Below are 17,904 nucleotides of genomic sequence, written 5' to 3' on the forward strand. Positions count from 1 at the left end.
TACCTACTTTATATTAAAAAATTCCATGGCATTTTTGCTTGTTCTTTTTGCAAGTTTTGATAATTTCATCCCACGAAGATTTGCAATTTCTCTTGCAACTTCCACGATTTTTCTTGGATCATTTCTCATCCCCCTGTAAGGTTCTGGAGAAAGATATGGACAGTCTGTTTCAAGCATGAGCTTATCCAAATCTACATTTATGGCTGCATTTTTTTCATTGTCAGCGTTTTTGTAAGTTACAACTCCCCCGATTGAAATATAATATCCCCTTTTCATACATTCCATAAGATGGATATATGAATAAGAAAAACAGTGAATTTGAACTTTTAAATCTGAATAATCTTTTAAAATTTCCAAACAATCATCAATTGAATCTCTGGAATGAATTACGACTGGAAGCTTTAATTTTTTTGCAAGGTCTAATTGTTTGATAAAAATTTCTTTTTGCTCATCCTTATTGTCATCTTGCCAATAATAATCAAGTCCAATTTCTCCAATTGCTACAACTTTTGGATTTTTTGCTAAATCTTCTAATTTTTCTATAGAAGAATCATCAAATGATTCTATATTTTCTGGATGAAATCCAACTTGGGCATACAAATTATCGTATTTTTCTGCAAGTTTTACAGTTTCATAAGAATTTTCTAAGTCGCAAGCTGGCATTATGACAGAATTTACAGCAAAATTAGACAGATCCTTTATAAGAAAAGATCTGTCCTCATTAAAATCATCACTCGTTAAATGGGCGTGTGAATCTATTAATTTCATTAAGAAATCACCGTACCTGGTTTGCAGTCTTTGATTGTTGTAAGTAAAACTGCATCATCTCCTGCAGCAAGAAGCATTCCTTCTGATAAAATCCCTCTCATTTTTACAGGTTTTAGGTTTTTGATTACAGCAATATTTTTGCCAAGTAATTCTTCTTTTTTGTAGAATTCTTTTATACTTGAAACAATTGTTCTTGTTTCGCTTCCAATATCAACTTTAAAAACAAGAAGTCTATCGGCATCTGGATGGTCGTTTACTTCCAAAATTTTTCCAACAACAAGGTCAAGTTTGTCAAAATCATCAATTTTAATTTGTGGTTTTGATTGGATTTCCTCTTCTTTTTCTTCTTCCTTTTTAACTCCAAGTCTTTTCTCAACAAGTTCATTATTTAAAGCATGAAGTTTTTCAAGTTCTTTTTCTGTATCAAGTCTGTTAAATAAATTTTCGCCTTTACTAACTTTAGTTCCTTCTTTAATCAAACCAAATTTATGAGCAGATTCAAAACCTTGATTTTCTACTCCCAATTGTCTTAAAATTTCTTCTGTTGTATTTCTCATAACAGGCCCAAGCATTTGGGCAATAATTCTTAAAGATTCAGCAAGATTGTATAAAACTGTATTTAATCTGTCATAATTTTCTTCACGTCCCAAAATCCATGGCTCAGTTTGGTCAACATACTTATTTGATCTTCTTACAAGATTCCACAAACATTCCAAAGCCTCATTAAACTTAAATTCATCCATTAATTTTGTAAAATCTTCATAAGTTTTTTCAGCCAAGGCAATCAATTCGCCATCAATTTCATCTTCTTCCAAGCCTTTTTTAATAATTCCATCATTGTATTTTGAAATCATTGAAACAGTTCTTGAAAGTAAATTTCCCAAATCATTTACAAGGTCAGAATTGTACCTATCCATAAATTTCTTTGAAAGGAAGTTTCCATCAGCTCCAAAATTAAATTCACGAAGTAGGAAATATTTCAAAGAATCTGTTCCATACAACTCTACAAGTGGCTCTGGATACATAATATTTCCCTTAGATTTACTCATCTTGTCATTGTCAAACAAAATCCAACCATGAGCAAAAACTTTTTTTGGAAGTGGAATATCTAAAGCCATCAAAAGTGCTGGCCAAATTATTGTATGAAATCTTACAATATCTTTTCCAATTAAATGAACACCAGCCGGCCAATATTTATTGAATTTTTCCATATCATAACCATAGCCAATAGCTGTTAAATAACAAGATAAGGCGTCAATCCAAACATAAACAACGTGTTCATTGTCAAAAGGAACATCAACACCCCAATCAAAAGTATTTCTAGATACAGAAAGATCTTCAAGACCTTTGTCAATAAAATTATTTAACATTTCATTTTGCCTAAATTTTGGCTCAAGAAATTCTGGATGGTCTTTGAAAAGTTCCTTTAATTTATCAGTATAATTTGAAAGTCTAAAAAAATATGATTCTTCTTTACGATGATTAACTCCTCTGCCACAATCAGGACAATTTCCATCATCAAGTTGGCTTTCAGTAAAATAAGATTCACAAGATTCGCAATAATATCCGTCATAATGACCCTTGTAAATATCTCCCTTATCATACAAATATTGGAAAATATTTTTTACATTTTCTTCATGTTTTGGATCGGTTGACCTAATAAATGAATCATAATCAATATCAAGTTTTTTAAGCAAAACTTTTGTTTCTCCTGCAATTCTATCAACAAATTCTTGAGGCTTAGATCCATGAGAAAGAGCTGCATTCATTATTTTTTGACCGTGTTCGTCAGTTCCAGTTGTAAGATAAGCATCAAATCCCCTGAGTGCCTTATATCTTTTCAAAACATCAGCAATAACTGAAGTATAAACATTACCAATATGAAGGTTGCTATTTGGATAATATATTGGCGTTGTTATATAATAAGCATTTTTATCCATAAATTCTCCTTTTTAAAATTAATAAAACTAAATTTCTTTTTATATATACCTATATTATAGCGTTTTTGTCCATTTTTTCCAATTTAAAATATATAAGAAAAAATCGGAAAAATATAAAACAGAATTTAAAATTAAAATTGTAAAAAATATTTATAAGAAAAAATAAACTTTAAAAATTAGAAAAAAATTTATTGGATTCAATAAAAAATTATGAAATAAAAAAACAGCACAAAAAAACAGAGTAAGCTTTAATGCCTACTCTGGTTTTAGATCAAACTTGGTTTTTTTGCGAACCAAATTTGTCCTTATTTATTATTTATTAGTCAACAGCTACCATAACGTTGCTTGCTTTAATTACTGCATAAGCTTCTTTGCCTTCTTCAAGACCAAGTTCTTTGATAGCGTTGTTTGTAATAGATGATGTGATTATAGTTCCGTTTCCTATATCGATTTTAACAATTCCATTAACTGCACCTTCAACAACTTCTACTACTTTTCCTTTGATTGTATTTCTAGCTGAAATTTTCATAATTTACTCCTTAAATTTTTATTTTCCTAATTATTATACCCCAAATTTTCTGATACAAATTTTTTTAATAGTACCTTGCTTGATTTTTATTTTATTGTAACTTTGTGGAAGGTTTTTTTGCCTTTTTTTACAATTATTTTCCCATCTTCAAACAAGTCTTCGTTTATTTCAAATCTTGGGTCAGTTATTTTTTCATCATTTATGCTTACTCCACCACCCTTTACTGAATCTCTTGCTTGAGAATTTGATTTAGTTAAACCTAACTTTGTAAGTAGGGTTAATATTCCCATTGGTAATTCTTCTTTTTCAATTTCAGTTGTTGGCATTGCTGATTCGTCTCCAGCACCTGAAAATAATGCTTTTGAAGCTTCTAGGGCTTCTTTTGCTTTTTCTTCGCCGTGAATTAATTTTGTAATTTCATAAGCCAAAACTTCTTTTGCATGATTAATTTCTTTTGCATCTTTGCCCTTTCCTAATTTTCTACATTCAGCAGTTGGAAGGAAAGTTAGCATTAAAAGGAATTTCTCTACGTCTCTGTCGTCAACATTTCTCATGTATTGGAAAAGCTCATAAGCTGAAGTTTTTTCTTCATCAAGCCAAACAGCTCCCTTTTGACTTTTGCCCATTTTTACGCCATCAGCAGTTGTAAGTAATTTGAAAGTCATTCCATAAACTTTTGCATCTTCCTTTTTCCTAATCAAGTCATAACCACCGATTATATTTGACCATTGGTCTGAGCCACCAATTTCCAAAGTACAATTGTGTCTTCTATATAGTTCTAGAAAATCGTAAGATTGCAAAAGCATATATGAAAATTCAAAAAATGTAAGCCCCTTGTCCATCCTATTTTTGTAGGCGTCTTTTTTTAGCATTTCATTTACAAGGAAATTTGATCCAACATCTCTTAGAAAATCTATAAAAGGAAGATTTAAAAGCCAATTTGCATTATTTTCAATTATAGCCTTGTCCCCAGAATCTTCTCCCTCATTTTCAAATTCCAAAAATCTTTGAAATTGTTTATAAAAACAATTAGCATTATGATTGATTTTTTCCTTTGTCATAACCATTCTCATATCACTTCTTCCAGAAGGATCCCCAATCATTGTAGTTCCTCCACCAAGAAGAGCGATTGGTCTGTGGCCATAATTTTGCATTCTCATCATAACCATAATTTGGATAAGATGACCTACTGTCAAAGAATCAGCAGTTGCATCAAAGCCACAATAAAAGGTCAATTTTTCATTTTTTAATTTTTCAGCCAACTCTTCTTCATCAGTTGCAGCCTCAAAATATCCACGATCTTTTAATTCATCAAATACATTATCGTATTCTTTTTCGTATTGAAATTTCATTTTTTTCTCCTTTATTTTTAAGTACAAAAAAAGAGTATAAGAAGGCATCTTGATGCGGTACCACTTCTTTTTATACTCCACGCTTCCACTAAGTAGAAAGCCAACTTTGGACAAAGAATTTTGTAATTTCAAAAAAATTATCCCAAATTTTTCCTACTGTAAATCCTATAAGTCCTATTTACTTAAAATTAATTATACAATATTGCTTGATTTTTTCAAATTTTTCAAAAAAATTATAATCTATGCCAAGATTTTTCCTTTAAATTCTCAAAATTTTTCCTATTATCAACATCCATTTTCCCATCAAAATCAATCTCATAAGAAATATTTTTGCCCAAATGAGGAAATTTTATAAAAGCTTTTCTAGAGTCTTCAACGATTTCAAAAACTTCAATTTCATCCCAAGGCATAAGAATAAAATCGCCCTTAGCAGAATTTGAAACTTCCTTTTCATAAATCCCCTTTTCATTAAAATACAAAAGAAAAGTCCTTGAAGAATCTACTGTGCTATACATATTACTAAAAAGTAATTTCAAAAATCCCTTGCCAGTTGAATTATGTTTAGTAGCAAATAAATACGAATCAGTATTTTTGAATTTTTCATTTATTTTTTCCCTAAATTCATTCACATCATTAAATAAAAATCCCATTTTCTCTCCTTATTTAAAAATAAAAACCTCTTTGATGTCCTTATCCAAAACCTTGCAAATTTTGTAGGCAGTTTCAAGACTTGGACTTATAGTATTATTTTCATAAGCCATAATCGACCTTCTTTTAAGCCCAACAAGTTTTGCCAATTTATGCTGAGAAAGATTTTTCTCTTTCCTAAATTCCCTAATCCTATTTTCAATCTCAACTTCCATATCAAAATCCTTGGTTACATTTATAGTACATTTTTTGTTACATTTATAGTACCATAATAATGAATTTTTGTAAAATTTAAAAAAATATAATTTTAATAGGTAAAAAACTTTTAATTCATTGATAAAGTAAAATAAAAATCCAAAAAAACAAAAGAGATCTCTCCACGCACTCCACTTCGTTTCGTTTGGTTGAGAGATCTCTTTTATTAATTTTATCCTACTATTTACCAAAATCTTTAGAAAAAAATTCCCAGCTCAAAACTAAAAAAAATAAAAACAGGAACTTTCGCTCCTGTTTTTGCTAATCGATTTATATTTTTTTGTAATTATTTTTAACTTAAAAATCTATTTTTTTGCCGTAATATGCAGCTTCGTAGATTTTCTTAATATCTTCTGGAGAAGTTTCTCTTGGGTTTGTAAGTGTACATGCGTCTTTGAATGCATTTTCACTCATTTTATCCAAAACTTCTAAGAATTTATCTTCTTCTATTACAGTATTTTTACCGTCTTTAATGTTTGCAGTAAGTCCTACTGATTCATTTAATTTTCTAATTTCTTCTGCAATATCATCAATTCCTAGAATTTTTTCTAGCTCATCATATCTATCTGTTGATTTTCTATTGTAATCAATGATGTATGGAAGCATAATTGCATTTGCTTCTCCGTGTGTTAAGTGGAAAATTCCTCCGATTTTGTGAGCCATTGAGTGAACTATTCCAAGTGAAGCATTTGAAAATGCCATTCCTGCAAGTGTTGATGCATCGTGCATTTTTTCTCTTGCATCTATATCTTCGCCATTGTCATAAGCTTTTTTAAGATTTCCAAAAACAAGCTCGATTGCTCTAATTGCAAGTGGAGATGTGTAATCATCTGCTGCTGTTGAAACGAAAGCCTCAACTGCGTGAGTCATAACATCCATACCTGTTTGAGCTGTAATTAATGGTGGCATTTTGCTTGCAATAACTGGATCACAAATTGCTACATCTGGAACGAAATCTGGATGTACCAATGGATATTTAATTTCTTTTTCTGTATCAGTAATTACAGAAAATGCTGTTATTTCTGAAGCAGTTCCTGATGTTGATGGAATACAAGCCATTTTTGCCTTTGTTCTAAGTGGTGGATTGTCAAAAGCTGCCAATTTTTCAAAACTATAACCAGGATGTTCATAGAAAATCCACATAGCCTTTGCAGCATCCATTGCAGAACCTCCACCAATTGGAATTATCCAATCAGGACCAAATTCTTCCATTTTCTTGCCACCTTCAAGACAAGTTTTTACAGAAGGATCAGGTTCAACACCATCAAGAATCATAACTTCCATACCAGCTTCTTCCAAATATTTTTTAGCTTGATCCAAAAAGCCAAATTTTTTCATAGAATGTCCACCAGTAACAAGAACAGCTTTCTTGCCCTCTAAATTTTTTAAATATTCAAGACTGTCCACACCGTGAACAATAGTTCTAGGAACTTGAAATGTTGTAATAGCCATAATTTTCTCCTTATAAATTTTCTTTGTTAATCTTTTATCACTACCATTATATGAGATTGTCCACCAATGTCAACATTATTTTTATCTAACAGATAATTTTTGTTATATGAATAACATTATTAAAATTTATCATAATTTATTATTTAATGTAATTAAATTTTTCGAATTATTATCTACTAATTAATACAATTTGGTTTAATTAAATTAATTTTTATTTGAAAAACTATTTACTTTTTATTTTGCAAAATATTTTTTCTAGCCTAAGCAATTTTTCGTCAAAATAAATTTTTAATTACCTTCTCTAGCATCTTTTATATTTGGGGATTTTTCTTTTTTATGTCTTCTTTTATAAATTTTAAAAAAAATACCCTCCTTACTGGTTTGTCCAGTAAAGAGGGTACATATCAGATTTTTTACAATGCTGTTTTTTATTTCTAGTCTTATATCGAATTTTATGATTAGTGGATTAATTATTCTAATTTTTTCTTATTTTCTTATGTTTAGCCTTGTCTAAAAGTTACTCCTACTTCTCCTTGTGGATGTTTCCAATCTTTTACAATTTTTCCATGTGATAGGATTCTACATGTTCCACATTCTAAGCATCCAAGGTGACTGAAACCAAAAACTCCATCTACATAGGTGTAGCAACCTGCTGGACATGCCATTAAAAGTTTATTTATTTCTTCTTCATCTTTGTAGTCTGTATCTACATCGATGTGTGAATTATGCTCATCTGTATGGTATATATCAAGACCTAATTTATCTTCTATGCTCATTCTTTTCATTTATAGTGCCTCCATTACTGCGGAAATAAAGTTTGATAATTGTGTTGCGCTCATTCTACTTGCAAGGTCGTTTACTGTTCCCATTATAAATCCTTTGGAATCTTCGCCATTTACTTTGAAAGCTCTTTCTGCTACATCGTTAATAATTTCTGGGAAGTCTTTAAAAATTTCTCTTCTGCTTAATATTGTTGGGAATGCCTTGAAAGTATTTAAATCTTTCATTATGAAGCTGTCTTCTAAAAGTTTTTTATAAATTGATAAGCTTTCTTTACTGTAATCTTCTTTTTCTTTGCTAGCTATTATTGATAGTGCTGCAAGTCTACCACTTTCAATTGCAAAATCCATTCCTCTTACTGTATAACCTAGGTTTACGCAAAAACCTGCTGCATCTCCTACTACAAGGAAACCATCTCCATATAATTCTGGAATCATATGAATGCCTTCTTCTGGAACAAGGTGTGCTGAATATTCTATTGTTTTTCCACCTTTTATAAATGGTGCTACATTATCGTGTTCTTTGAATCTTTCTAACAAATCGTTTATTTTTGTATTTGCATAACCTATATCTGATAATGTTGCAACTACTCCGATAGATATGGAATCTTTATTTGTATAAATAAAGCCTCCTCCAAATCCTCCTATGGTTGGATCGCCACATGAAAGCCAGCTCATACCTTCATCGCTTTCTAGATTAAATCTTTCATTGATTATTTCTTCTGATAATTCAATAACTTCTTTAGCTCCAACTGCTACTTGATGAGGTTCTAGTTCTTTTTTTATTCCTAATTGTTGAGAAAGTAATGAGTTTACTCCATCAGCTATTATTACTACATCAGCAAATACTTCTTCTCCTGTAGCATCAATACCTACTACTTTTCCATCTTCTACAAGTAATTTTTCTACTAAAACTCCACTTATTATTGAAACTCCTGCTTCTTCTGCTTTATCTGCTAGGTATTGGTCAAACTTACTATGTAATACTACATAGGATGAATCTTTATCTTTGCCAAGAGCTTTTGATGAAAATCCTATATCAAAAGATGATTTTTCACTCATCATTGATATTTTTTCTTTTACTACTTTTCTTTCTATCGGAGCTTCTTCGGCAAAATTTGGTATTATTTTTTCTAAACTATGACCATATAACCTGCCTCCTGTCACATTTTTTGCTCCACAATAGTCTCCTCTTTCAACCAACATAACTTCTAAATCATTTTCTGCTAAAACTATAGCTGCAGATAATCCTGCAACACCGCCTCCTACAATTATAACATCAAATTTATCTTCACTCATTGTTTCCCCCGTGTGTTGAATTATAATTTTTGCCCTTTGATCATTACGCAAGCTCCAAAGAGCATTTTTTTTACTTCAATATTCTCAACTCCAAATCTTTCACAGATTTTTATTATTTCATTTGGACTGATAAAATTCTTCGTTGATTCATATAGCCACATATAATCTTTATATCTTTTAATACCTCCACCAAGGACTGGCATTAGATATTTAAAAAATAATTTATAAAATGGTTTTATAATTTTATTTTCTACTGGAAAGGAATCTAATATATATATTCCTTTCTTTCCTACTCTAACCATTTCGTTTATTACTTTTTCATAATCATCTGTATTTCTTAAACCAAAAGATATCGTTACATAATCAAATGTTGAATTTTCGTATGGAATATTTTTTGCATCTGCCTTTAATAAAGTTATGTTATTTATTTTTTTTGATTTTTCTTTTGATATCCTAAGCATATTTTCTGAAAAATCTACACCAACAACTTTTGCATCACTTTTTTCAGCTATTTCTATTGCTATATCTCCTGTTCCACAGCAAACATCCAATACTTTTTCATCATTTTTGATATTTTTTAAAATATCCTTTACTAATGTTTCTTTCCAACTTTTTTGTAATCCTAGGCTTATCCTATCATTAGCCTTGTCATAATATGGCGAAATTTTTTGAAATATTTCATAAACTTTTTTGCTTTTCTCCATATTATTCTCCTATTAAACTTATGGCTATTATTACTAAATAACTGAAATTTAATAAAATATTTGTAAGCCCTATATCCATCATTTGCCTAACTCTATCTTGAGGAAGTAGGCTTGCTGTAAAAATTCTAAATATAAATTTTCTTTTTAAAAAGAATATGATTAAATCTATGATTAAAGCTTTATACCCTCCAAAATAAAGGACTAGATAGGATTGTGATATAAACCACACTATAATTAATATTTTATATAAAATTCTAATATTTTTCCTACCCATAACAACAGCAAGTGTATTTCTATTTGCTTTTTTATCTTTCTCTATATCACTTGAATTGTTGCTCATCATAATTAATGAAATCCCTATTATAAAAGGCATTGCATATCCCATAATTGTAAAATCAATTTTTTCTGAAATCACGCTAAATACACCGATAGGTATTAATCCTCCCATTACTATTCCACTAAATACTTCTCCTACTGGAAGATATGAAATAGGGAAAGGTCCCATTGAATAATTTAAAACCGTTATTACTCCGATTATCCCTATGATGATACTTTTATAATTTATACTTTCTAAAGTTAAAAGTCCAAACACAATTCCAATCGTTAGAAAAAATAGCCCTAAATTTCTAACGTTTTCTGGTCTAATACAATTATAGAACATAATATTATCAGATTCTTTTAAGTTATCTTCCTTACTATCTACTCCATTTATGAAATCACTATAATCGTTTATAGTATTTACGGATGATTGTAGGAAAACACACGATAAAACCAAACCCAAAGACCTTAATAAACTTATGGAATATCCTGATTTTATCAGCATCAAAATCCCAAAAATCGAAGGAATAATAGATGCTACAAATGATTTTGGATTTGCAAAATTAATTATGTTTTTTAATGTCATCTTTTGATAAGTTTTCATTAGTTCTTCTCTATCTTATCTAAAATCTTATATAAGTAATCAGATTCTCTAATTGGAAGACTTGCTAGTATCAACCTATTTTTATCGGCAAACTCCTTGATTTTTTTTGAACTTAAAATACAAGCTTTTGATTCTATGAGTAATTGCCTTAATGTAAGTAATTCGTCATAATTAAGACTTACTTCTTTGTTTTTATTGAGCAGCTTATATATTTCATCTCCATACTTGTCATCATTCATGCTGGATAATAAAGGATATGTGTATACTCCTTCTTTTACATCAACAAACTCTCCTTTTCCTGTTTCATCTTTACTTGAGAATAAATCTAAAATGTCATCTTTCAATTGAAACATCAAGCCTAAGTTTTTTCCAAATTCAACCATTTTATTAATATCAATTTGATTGAATCCAGCATTTTTCGCTCCAAAATAACAAACTGTTTTAAAAAATGAAGCAGTTTTTCCGCAAATATTTTCAAAATATTCTTTTTCACTAATATCTAGTCTGTATTTTATTAGATTTTGACCAACTTCACCATTGCACATATCTCTAATAGTGTCAGATATTATAGAAATTTCTTCGACAAGTCCTTTTTTTGCCAAGTAACTAAATACTTTAGATATCATATAGTCGCCTGCAAATACGGCTACATCTTTGCCATATTTTGATTGGATTGACCTATGTGATCTTCTAATTAGCGAATCGTCTATTATATCATCATGAATAAGTGATGCAAGATGAGTTATTTCTACTGCAGCGCATTGACTAATTATTTTATCTGAAATTTGGTTTTCTCCCATCAGGCTTATATAAATCAAAAGCTTTGTTCTAATCATCTTTCCGCTAGAAATCAAAGTATTCTCAATAATATTATAGAGCTTTTGGCTTTGCTTGTAATCTCCTAAGATTTCTCTCATTTCTACAAGTGTTTTATCAATTAAATAATCTATAATAGTTTGCTTTGATTCTTTTGCTAAACATTCACTTATTGCAAAATTCATTTTTAGATTAATCCTCTCTTTTCAGATATTATTTCTGAAGTGTGTTTTACCTTAATATCAAGACCTTCTGCTTCAAGTCCTCCTCTAATTTGCATCATACAACCTGGACAATCCACAGCAACCACATCTGCTCCAGAATTTTTGATATTTTCTATTTTGTTTTTTAATATTTTTGATGAAATATCTGGATATAAAACATTATAAGATCCTGCAAATCCACAGCAGTTATCGCTATCTTCCATCTCAACAAATTCTACGCCTTCTGTATTTTTAAGTAAATCTCTAGGTTCTTCATAAACTCCCAAAGTTCTCTTTAAATGGCATGAATCATGGTAAGTAACTTTTACTTCTTTTCCATCTACTGCATTTACTTTGTCATCTTTTTCATGGAATAATTTACAAAAATCTACGCATTTTTCTCCCAAAACTTTTGCTCTTTCATACATTTCACTTCCTTGTTCAAAGAAATCTTTGTAAGATTGAAGTTGATGAGTACATGATGGGCAAGCAAGAAGAATATAATCGTATTTCTCTGCATCCATGGCTTTTATATTTATTTCCGCTTCTTTTCTAGCATTTTCAACATCACCCATATTGCTTGCAGGACAACCACAACAAGCTTGACCTAGAGGAAACTCTACTTTGTATCCTATTGAGTTCATATTTTTAATCAAAGATTTAGCTGTATCAACATATACAAAATCAAGTAAACAACCAGCAAATAAAGCCACTGTTCCTTTTTGATTTTCTACATTTTGTTCAATTTCATCAAAAATATCTCTAAGTGGAACTTTTGCTATTGATGGTAGAACTTTTCCTCCAGTCATTCCTGATACGAAATCTGGAAGATGTCTAATCATTGTGTCGCCCTTAGTAAATGGCTCTTGAGCAATAGATGCAATTCTTAATAATGAATGGAAAAGTTTCCTATCTGTTACTGCATCTAATGCAAATTTCTTTATTGGATCTGGATTTTCCTTAACGTGTTCTTCTCTAACTTTCATTATCATTTCAGCTATCGGAAGTCCACCACCACAAACTTCATTACATCTACCACATTGTAGACATACACTTTCTATTTCATTTGCTCTATCTTTATCAATTAAGAAGTGAGTTAAAAGTGTTCCTATTCCTCCAGTATAAACATTGGAACCATATACGTGTCCTCCTACTAAAGCAAAGGCTGGACATACATCAAGACAAGCTCCGCATCTAATACAGTTAAATATTTCTCTATAACCCTCTTGAGCCAATATTTCTCTTCTGCCTGGATCATCTATAATCAAACAATAGAATCCTTTTTCTTCTTTTGTATCACTTTCTTTGTCAGTAGTTACTTCACAAGCACCTGTATACAATGATAAGTAAGCTGTAATTCTTTGTGCAGTACCATTACGAGGGAGAGCTTTAAAAATCCATCTAGCATCAGAAATTGAATTTACAAATTTTTCTATTCCAAATATATACAAATGATTTTTTGGAAGGGTTCCTACCATTCTACCATTACCTTCATTTGTCATTGTAAATACTGTTCCAGTTTCAGCAACTGCAACATTTGCTCCTGAAACTCCTAAATCTGCATTTTTAAACTTATCTCTCATAACTCTTCTTGAAGTTTTTACTTCTTCAGATATTATAGGTTCGTGTTTAGTTTTAGTGTATTCTGAAAAATAGTCTGCAACTTGTTCCTTATTTAAATGCAAGGCTGGCATAACCATATGTACTGGGCTATTTCCTTCAAGTGAAATAATAAATTCTCCCAAATCAGTTTCTTGGCAATCTACACCATTATCTTTTAGTATCTTATTAAAATGAATTTCTTCAGAACACATTGATTTAGATTTTACGGCTGTTTTTATGTCTTTTTCTTTTAAAAAGTTTTCAACCCATTTTGCAGCTTCTTCTTTGTTTTTTACTACAACAACGTGTCCGCCTCTTGCCTCGCAATTCTTTTTGAATTCACTTATCATTTCATCAACGTGCTCAGCAGCAAATGTTTTTACTCTTTTTATAGCTTGTTGAGTTTCTTTAAAATCAATTCCTTGATAAGAATTTAGTCTTCTTTTTGGATAAGTCTTACAAAAATTTCCGAGGGTTCTACCTAAAGTTGCATTGTCTAACGCATCTTTTATCTCTTCTTTTAAACTAATATTATCAACCATATTAATCTCCTCTTATAATCTTAAACCTATAGATCTGTAACTATCACTATACTCATTTGCAAAGGACCATGAACACCAACCGTACTTACGCACTCTATATCTGCTGTCCTTGAAGGGCCTGTTATAAAACCTACATATTTTGGGAAAGGTTTTAATTCGGATAGTTTGTCAAACATATCATCATAACTTTCCACAATTGTTGAGCCTTTAACTATTCCTATATAATAATCTGGCATAATAGCCATAAGCCTAGCATCTACTTCATCACTTGCTTGTACAACAGAACCAAGCTCAGCCACTCCATAAGCAACTTCTGTTATTCCGCCTTTAGCTGTTTCGCTGTTTAGTCTAATATGATCAGTATAAACTGTAATATCATTTTTTCTAAAAGCTTCAACTACTCCTGCTTCTTTTGCAAGCTCTGTTTCCAACATACAAGTTGATTCTATTCCATTGTCTTTATAAATATTTACAAGTGTCTCTGCTAAATCATTCTTACTTGTTTTATAACAAGTACCATTAACACTTTCTAAATTTTTTGCAAAAGTGTCAAATAATTCTATTTTATTTTCTATCATTTACGACCTCTCATTTTTTATTTTTACATATTCTAGTCATAATCCATTACAACTCTAAGCTTGGTATCTTGCAAAGAAAATGAGCTTATTTTCCTTGAAGATATATTATCTGCCAACTTAAATCTTCTTTTATAATTTAAGTAAGAAACTTCTAAATCATTTCCTATTTTTCTAACTTCTACCTCCTCTTCTTTAGCATATTTCAAATCTATTACAATAATCTTACTAGCTTTTTCTTCTATGATATAAAACGCTTTATCATTAACGAAAATATCTTCTAGTTTAAGATTTTTAAATATCTTATCATGCAACTTGTTTAAGGCTTTTAACCCGATAACTTCATAATCTTGTAAGTGAATCTTAAAAACTTTTTTTTCTTTAAAAAATTCTTCTATTTTTATAATATTTGTTTTATCTTCATCTAATAGATTTCCATAAGAAGATTGTTGAATTTCTTCTGGATATATCATATTAATAAACACGCAATCCGATAAAAATCCATACATATTTATAAGGCTATAAGATCTAAAAGTTTCATTTGCTATAACTTTATTTGCCTTGCTTATAAATCTGATTGTTGTTATATTTGGATTTTGTAATATACGTTCAAGTTCGTATAATTTTTTTGATAAACTTATAAACTCATCAAATACAATATCTTTTGGTTTTTTAACGTCTGTTCTTTTTTCAATAAAGCTTCCAAAAATACTATTAAACTTCTTAACTAATGGTACTAATGAATCCGACAAATTATTAAACTTTTCTCCAGTCGATAGCAGGGATATTGTTTCACCACTAGGCCCACAATCAACAATTAAAACATCAAACTTTCCTTCTTTATAAATTTCTAAAATTTTAAGTAGAGAAAATACATCATCAAATCCAGGAAGAAGTGACAACTCATCTAGCTGTATTTCTGTTGTTACACTTTCTTTTACAAGCTCTCTCATATAAGAGCTTATATTTCCCCACGCTTTTTTACTTTCTTTGATGGGATTAATCTCAAGTCCGTAAAGATTATTTGCTATCTGCTTGGGACTATCATTTAATTTTTCTTCAAACAAATCACTTAAACTATGAGCAAGATCACTACTTATAACTAAAGTTTTATATCTTTTGGAAATATTTATAGCTGTTAGCGCTGAAATTGTAGTTTTTCCAACTCCACCCTTGCCAGTATTTATAATAATTCTCATATCTTATCCTGTTTTACTTTTAAATATATATAAAGCTCATCGTTATTGCGGACACATTTGTGAATATAAGAATCAAACAAAATATTGGGCAAGCTAATAATTCTTTTCATATCATCCACTCTAATATTTATATCTGTCCCTTTTTTATAGACATCATAATCATGAATTTTTGAAATATTTATCCTCAATATATATCCATCATTGATTTTTTCATAACTATAATTTTCACAAATAGGTTTTATATCTAAAATTGAACCTTTAAAAGATAATTCCTCTGCAAATTTTTCTATATCCTCTAGGTTTATTAAATCTTTTTTCATCAATTTTATTTTATATACTGGCATATTATAAAAACAATCTTCAATCTCTTTTAAGTGCTTTGACTGTATTTCTATTCTCTTTCTTACAAAATCACTCTTATCGTCATCAAAAAGTCTATTAACAAAAAATCCATCTACATTATAATCAAAAAGATTTAGGTAAGATAAATCTCTTTTACTTTCTTCTAAAACCATCTTCTCAGCCAATCCAACCAATCTAACCGTTGAAATCCTACTATCTTTTAAAATTTCCTCTAATTTTATAAGCCTTTTATAAATAATTTCAATTTCATCCAAAGATTGATTATCTGGCAAGTTGATTTTATATTTGTATTTAGATACAGGCCTTAAAGTTCTAATTATTCCCTTACCTATTCCAAAAAATTTCTCCAAATACCACGAAAGCATTTCTGGTATTTTTAGATAAGCAAATGTAGATGCTGATGCTGGACAGTCCACTATTATATTTTCAAAATCAAACTGTTCGTATATATCCAATATTTTAAGCAATGACAATATATTAGCAATAAATGGCATATCAACACTTGAATTATAAGATACTTTTGAAAAATCTATTTTTCTAAACCTATCTGCAAGACCAGCCTTTATATCAGGAAATCTTTCCTCTAAAATTTTTGAGCTATCAATTTCAACAACAGACAAATTCTCACAGACTTTAGTAATCTCTCTGCCTATTTTTATTCCAAAAACATCTGATAAACTATGAGCTTGGTCTATACTGATTAAAATTGTATTTATATTTTTTTTTGCAGAAATAATAGCAGTAGCGCTTGATATAGTAGACTTGCCAACACCGCCTTTTCCTGTGTACATAAAAATTTTTTTATTCATTTAATTTCAAAATTCAAAAAAATCTAACTTATAAAAAGCATTACAAAAAGTGGCATCAAAATAACTGTACAAATACCAGCTATAGCAATAGATAATCCACTCATAGCTCCTTCAACTTCTCCCATTTCTATAGCTTTTGATGTTCCCATTGCGTGGCTTGCCGTACCGATACCAATACCAATAGCTACAGAATCTTTTACTCTCATGATTTTCATAACTGTAGGTGCAAATATAGCTCCAACAGTTCCTCTAAGTATAACTGTTATTGCAGTAATTGCTGCATAAGTCTTAATGGTCACTTCATCCGCCCCAAATTTACCGATATATTCCTCAGTCAACGATTTTGCAATAGGAGTAGTTACTGATTGAGGCATCATTGACAAAGTCAAATTCTTATCAAATTTAAAAATATTTGATAGGAAATAAGCAGACAAAATAGCAACAATAGACCCTACTATTACCCCTATTAAAATAGGAACAAGATTTGCCTTTAATCTATCTATATTTCTATACAAACTTACAACTAAAGCGACAGTAATTGGTGCTATCATAAATGATATGTACTTTCCACCCTTATTAAAATTATCATAACTAATACCAGTAATTTTCAAAAAAGCTATACAAAATATTATAGCAAGCAATAACGGATTAAAAAACGCTATTTTAGTTTTTTTACTAACCATCATTCCTATTCTAAACATAACTATGCTCAAAACAATTCCAAAAAAATCATTATCAGCTATATAAGTATTCAAAAATTCGCTCATATTACTTCCTCACTTTTTGTACTATTTCTACAATTTTAGCAGTTATTGCCATAGTTATTAAGCAAGATATAGTCATAACCACAAGTATTTGTATTGCATTATCTTTAATTACATCAAATTGCACCATAAGACCAACACCAAGAGGAGTAAAAGTAAAAGCTAGAATAGAAGTTAGAAAATCTGATGTTTCTCCAACATCCTCAACCTTTACAATCTTAAATAGCAAAGCAACAAACAAAAAAATCATACCAAAAACTGGTTCAGGTATTGGTAGCCCAGTTAATTTCTTAGCTACAAAGCCTAGTAGCAAGAAAAAAATCAAATAACAAAATTCTTTAACATATTTCATAAAATCTCCTAAAAATACATTTTTCTTTTAA

18 protein-coding genes are annotated in these 17,904 nt (G+C 29.9%); all 18 read right to left on the bottom strand.

The window, feature by feature from the left end; all coding sequences use genetic code 11:
* Positions 1–3: 3 nt before the first annotated feature.
* On the bottom strand, positions 4–768 hold the full coding sequence (locus HMPREF0078_RS07015) for a TatD family hydrolase (protein ID WP_004839449.1): 765 nt from the start codon (positions 766–768) through the stop codon (positions 4–6).
* Positions 768–2,708 (bottom strand): methionine--tRNA ligase, encoded by a 1,941-nt coding sequence (gene metG, locus HMPREF0078_RS07020; protein WP_004839450.1) that lies wholly within the window; start codon positions 2,706–2,708, stop codon positions 768–770. Before metG ends, HMPREF0078_RS07015 begins: the two co-directional genes overlap by 1 nt.
* A 319-nt stretch (positions 2,709–3,027) precedes the next feature.
* Positions 3,028–3,237, bottom strand: coding sequence for a TOBE domain-containing protein (locus HMPREF0078_RS07025; protein WP_004839451.1), 210 nt, complete (start codon positions 3,235–3,237; stop codon positions 3,028–3,030).
* A gap of 86 nt (positions 3,238–3,323) precedes the next feature.
* A complete protein-coding gene (gene tyrS, locus HMPREF0078_RS07030; RefSeq protein ID WP_039920603.1) occupies positions 3,324–4,589 on the bottom strand; it encodes a tyrosine--tRNA ligase in 1,266 nt (421 codons plus the stop codon).
* A 233-nt stretch (positions 4,590–4,822) separates the two neighbouring features.
* On the bottom strand, positions 4,823–5,239 hold the full coding sequence (locus HMPREF0078_RS07035; protein WP_004839453.1) for a hypothetical protein: 417 nt from the start codon (positions 5,237–5,239) through the stop codon (positions 4,823–4,825).
* Between the two features lie 9 nt (positions 5,240–5,248).
* Entirely contained in the window at positions 5,249–5,452 is a 204-nt protein-coding gene (locus tag HMPREF0078_RS07040; protein WP_019118710.1) for a helix-turn-helix transcriptional regulator, read from the bottom strand.
* 337 nt (positions 5,453–5,789) lie between these two features.
* A complete protein-coding gene (locus tag HMPREF0078_RS07045) occupies positions 5,790–6,944 on the bottom strand; it encodes an iron-containing alcohol dehydrogenase (protein WP_004839455.1) in 1,155 nt (384 codons plus the stop codon).
* Positions 6,945–7,444: 500 nt separating this feature from the next.
* Entirely contained in the window at positions 7,445–7,729 is a 285-nt protein-coding gene (locus tag HMPREF0078_RS07050; RefSeq protein WP_004839456.1) for a ferredoxin family protein, read from the bottom strand.
* Positions 7,730–9,022, bottom strand: coding sequence for an FAD-dependent oxidoreductase (locus tag HMPREF0078_RS07055; RefSeq protein ID WP_004839457.1), 1,293 nt, complete (start codon positions 9,020–9,022; stop codon positions 7,730–7,732). It lies immediately after the preceding gene.
* 20 nt (positions 9,023–9,042) lie between these two features.
* Positions 9,043–9,726: a ubiquinone/menaquinone biosynthesis methyltransferase gene (locus tag HMPREF0078_RS07060; protein WP_004839458.1), complete on the bottom strand. Its 684-nt coding sequence runs from the start codon at positions 9,724–9,726 to the stop codon at positions 9,043–9,045.
* A 1-nt stretch (position 9,727) separates the two neighbouring features.
* Positions 9,728–10,648, bottom strand: a complete 921-nt coding sequence (locus tag HMPREF0078_RS07065; protein WP_004839459.1) for a prenyltransferase — start codon at positions 10,646–10,648, stop codon at positions 9,728–9,730.
* Positions 10,648–11,649, bottom strand: coding sequence for a polyprenyl synthetase family protein (locus HMPREF0078_RS07070; RefSeq protein WP_004839460.1), 1,002 nt, complete (start codon positions 11,647–11,649; stop codon positions 10,648–10,650). The genes HMPREF0078_RS07065 and HMPREF0078_RS07070 overlap by 1 nt, the downstream gene beginning before the upstream one ends.
* Positions 11,650–11,651: 2 nt before the next feature.
* Positions 11,652–13,811: an L-lactate dehydrogenase (quinone) large subunit LdhH gene (gene ldhH, locus HMPREF0078_RS07075; protein WP_004839461.1), complete on the bottom strand. Its 2,160-nt coding sequence runs from the start codon at positions 13,809–13,811 to the stop codon at positions 11,652–11,654.
* A 26-nt stretch (positions 13,812–13,837) separates the two neighbouring features.
* Positions 13,838–14,389, bottom strand: coding sequence for a LutC/YkgG family protein (locus HMPREF0078_RS07080; protein ID WP_004839462.1), 552 nt, complete (start codon positions 14,387–14,389; stop codon positions 13,838–13,840).
* A gap of 32 nt (positions 14,390–14,421) precedes the next feature.
* The gene (locus HMPREF0078_RS07085; RefSeq protein ID WP_004839463.1) at positions 14,422–15,585 is read right to left on the bottom strand and encodes an ArsA family ATPase; all 1,164 of its coding nucleotides are present in this window, start codon (positions 15,583–15,585) and stop codon (positions 14,422–14,424) included.
* On the bottom strand, positions 15,582–16,757 hold the full coding sequence (locus tag HMPREF0078_RS07090) for an ArsA family ATPase (RefSeq protein ID WP_004839464.1): 1,176 nt from the start codon (positions 16,755–16,757) through the stop codon (positions 15,582–15,584). Before HMPREF0078_RS07090 ends, HMPREF0078_RS07085 begins: the two co-directional genes overlap by 4 nt.
* 23 nt (positions 16,758–16,780) lie before the next feature.
* Positions 16,781–17,524 (bottom strand): LrgB family protein, encoded by a 744-nt coding sequence (locus HMPREF0078_RS07095; protein WP_004839465.1) that lies wholly within the window; start codon positions 17,522–17,524, stop codon positions 16,781–16,783.
* A gap of 1 nt (position 17,525) precedes the next feature.
* Positions 17,526–17,873, bottom strand: coding sequence for a CidA/LrgA family protein (locus HMPREF0078_RS07100; protein ID WP_004839466.1), 348 nt, complete (start codon positions 17,871–17,873; stop codon positions 17,526–17,528).
* Positions 17,874–17,904 lie beyond the last annotated feature (31 nt).

The sequence above is a fragment of the Anaerococcus vaginalis ATCC 51170 genome (genome assembly GCF_000163295.1).
Taxonomy (GTDB): Bacteria; Bacillota; Clostridia; order Tissierellales; family Peptoniphilaceae; genus Anaerococcus; species Anaerococcus vaginalis.

Coding starts and splice junctions, on each gene's coding strand:
- HMPREF0078_RS07090 (WP_004839464.1), bottom strand. CDS start 16,757: ATGAATAAAAAAATTTTTATGTACACAGGAAAAGGCGGTGTTGGCAAG.
- HMPREF0078_RS07060 (WP_004839458.1), bottom strand. CDS start 9,726: ATGGAGAAAAGCAAAAAAGTTTATGAAATATTTCAAAAAATTTCGCCA.
- ldhH (WP_004839461.1), bottom strand. CDS start 13,811: ATGGTTGATAATATTAGTTTAAAAGAAGAGATAAAAGATGCGTTAGAC.
- HMPREF0078_RS07070 (WP_004839460.1), bottom strand. CDS start 11,649: ATGAATTTTGCAATAAGTGAATGTTTAGCAAAAGAATCAAAGCAAACT.
- HMPREF0078_RS07100 (WP_004839466.1), bottom strand. CDS start 17,873: ATGAAATATGTTAAAGAATTTTGTTATTTGATTTTTTTCTTGCTACTA.
- HMPREF0078_RS07095 (WP_004839465.1), bottom strand. CDS start 17,524: ATGAGCGAATTTTTGAATACTTATATAGCTGATAATGATTTTTTTGGA.
- HMPREF0078_RS07025 (WP_004839451.1), bottom strand. CDS start 3,237: ATGAAAATTTCAGCTAGAAATACAATCAAAGGAAAAGTAGTAGAAGTT.
- HMPREF0078_RS07080 (WP_004839462.1), bottom strand. CDS start 14,389: ATGATAGAAAATAAAATAGAATTATTTGACACTTTTGCAAAAAATTTA.
- HMPREF0078_RS07055 (WP_004839457.1), bottom strand. CDS start 9,022: ATGAGTGAAGATAAATTTGATGTTATAATTGTAGGAGGCGGTGTTGCA.
- HMPREF0078_RS07085 (WP_004839463.1), bottom strand. CDS start 15,585: ATGAGAATTATTATAAATACTGGCAAGGGTGGAGTTGGAAAAACTACA.
- HMPREF0078_RS07045 (WP_004839455.1), bottom strand. CDS start 6,944: ATGGCTATTACAACATTTCAAGTTCCTAGAACTATTGTTCACGGTGTG.
- HMPREF0078_RS07050 (WP_004839456.1), bottom strand. CDS start 7,729: ATGAAAAGAATGAGCATAGAAGATAAATTAGGTCTTGATATATACCAT.
- HMPREF0078_RS07015 (WP_004839449.1), bottom strand. CDS start 768: ATGAAATTAATAGATTCACACGCCCATTTAACGAGTGATGATTTTAAT.
- HMPREF0078_RS07040 (WP_019118710.1), bottom strand. CDS start 5,452: ATGGAAGTTGAGATTGAAAATAGGATTAGGGAATTTAGGAAAGAGAAA.
- metG (WP_004839450.1), bottom strand. CDS start 2,708: ATGGATAAAAATGCTTATTATATAACAACGCCAATATATTATCCAAAT.
- HMPREF0078_RS07065 (WP_004839459.1), bottom strand. CDS start 10,648: ATGAAAACTTATCAAAAGATGACATTAAAAAACATAATTAATTTTGCA.
- HMPREF0078_RS07035 (WP_004839453.1), bottom strand. CDS start 5,239: ATGGGATTTTTATTTAATGATGTGAATGAATTTAGGGAAAAAATAAAT.
- tyrS (WP_039920603.1), bottom strand. CDS start 4,589: ATGAAATTTCAATACGAAAAAGAATACGATAATGTATTTGATGAATTA.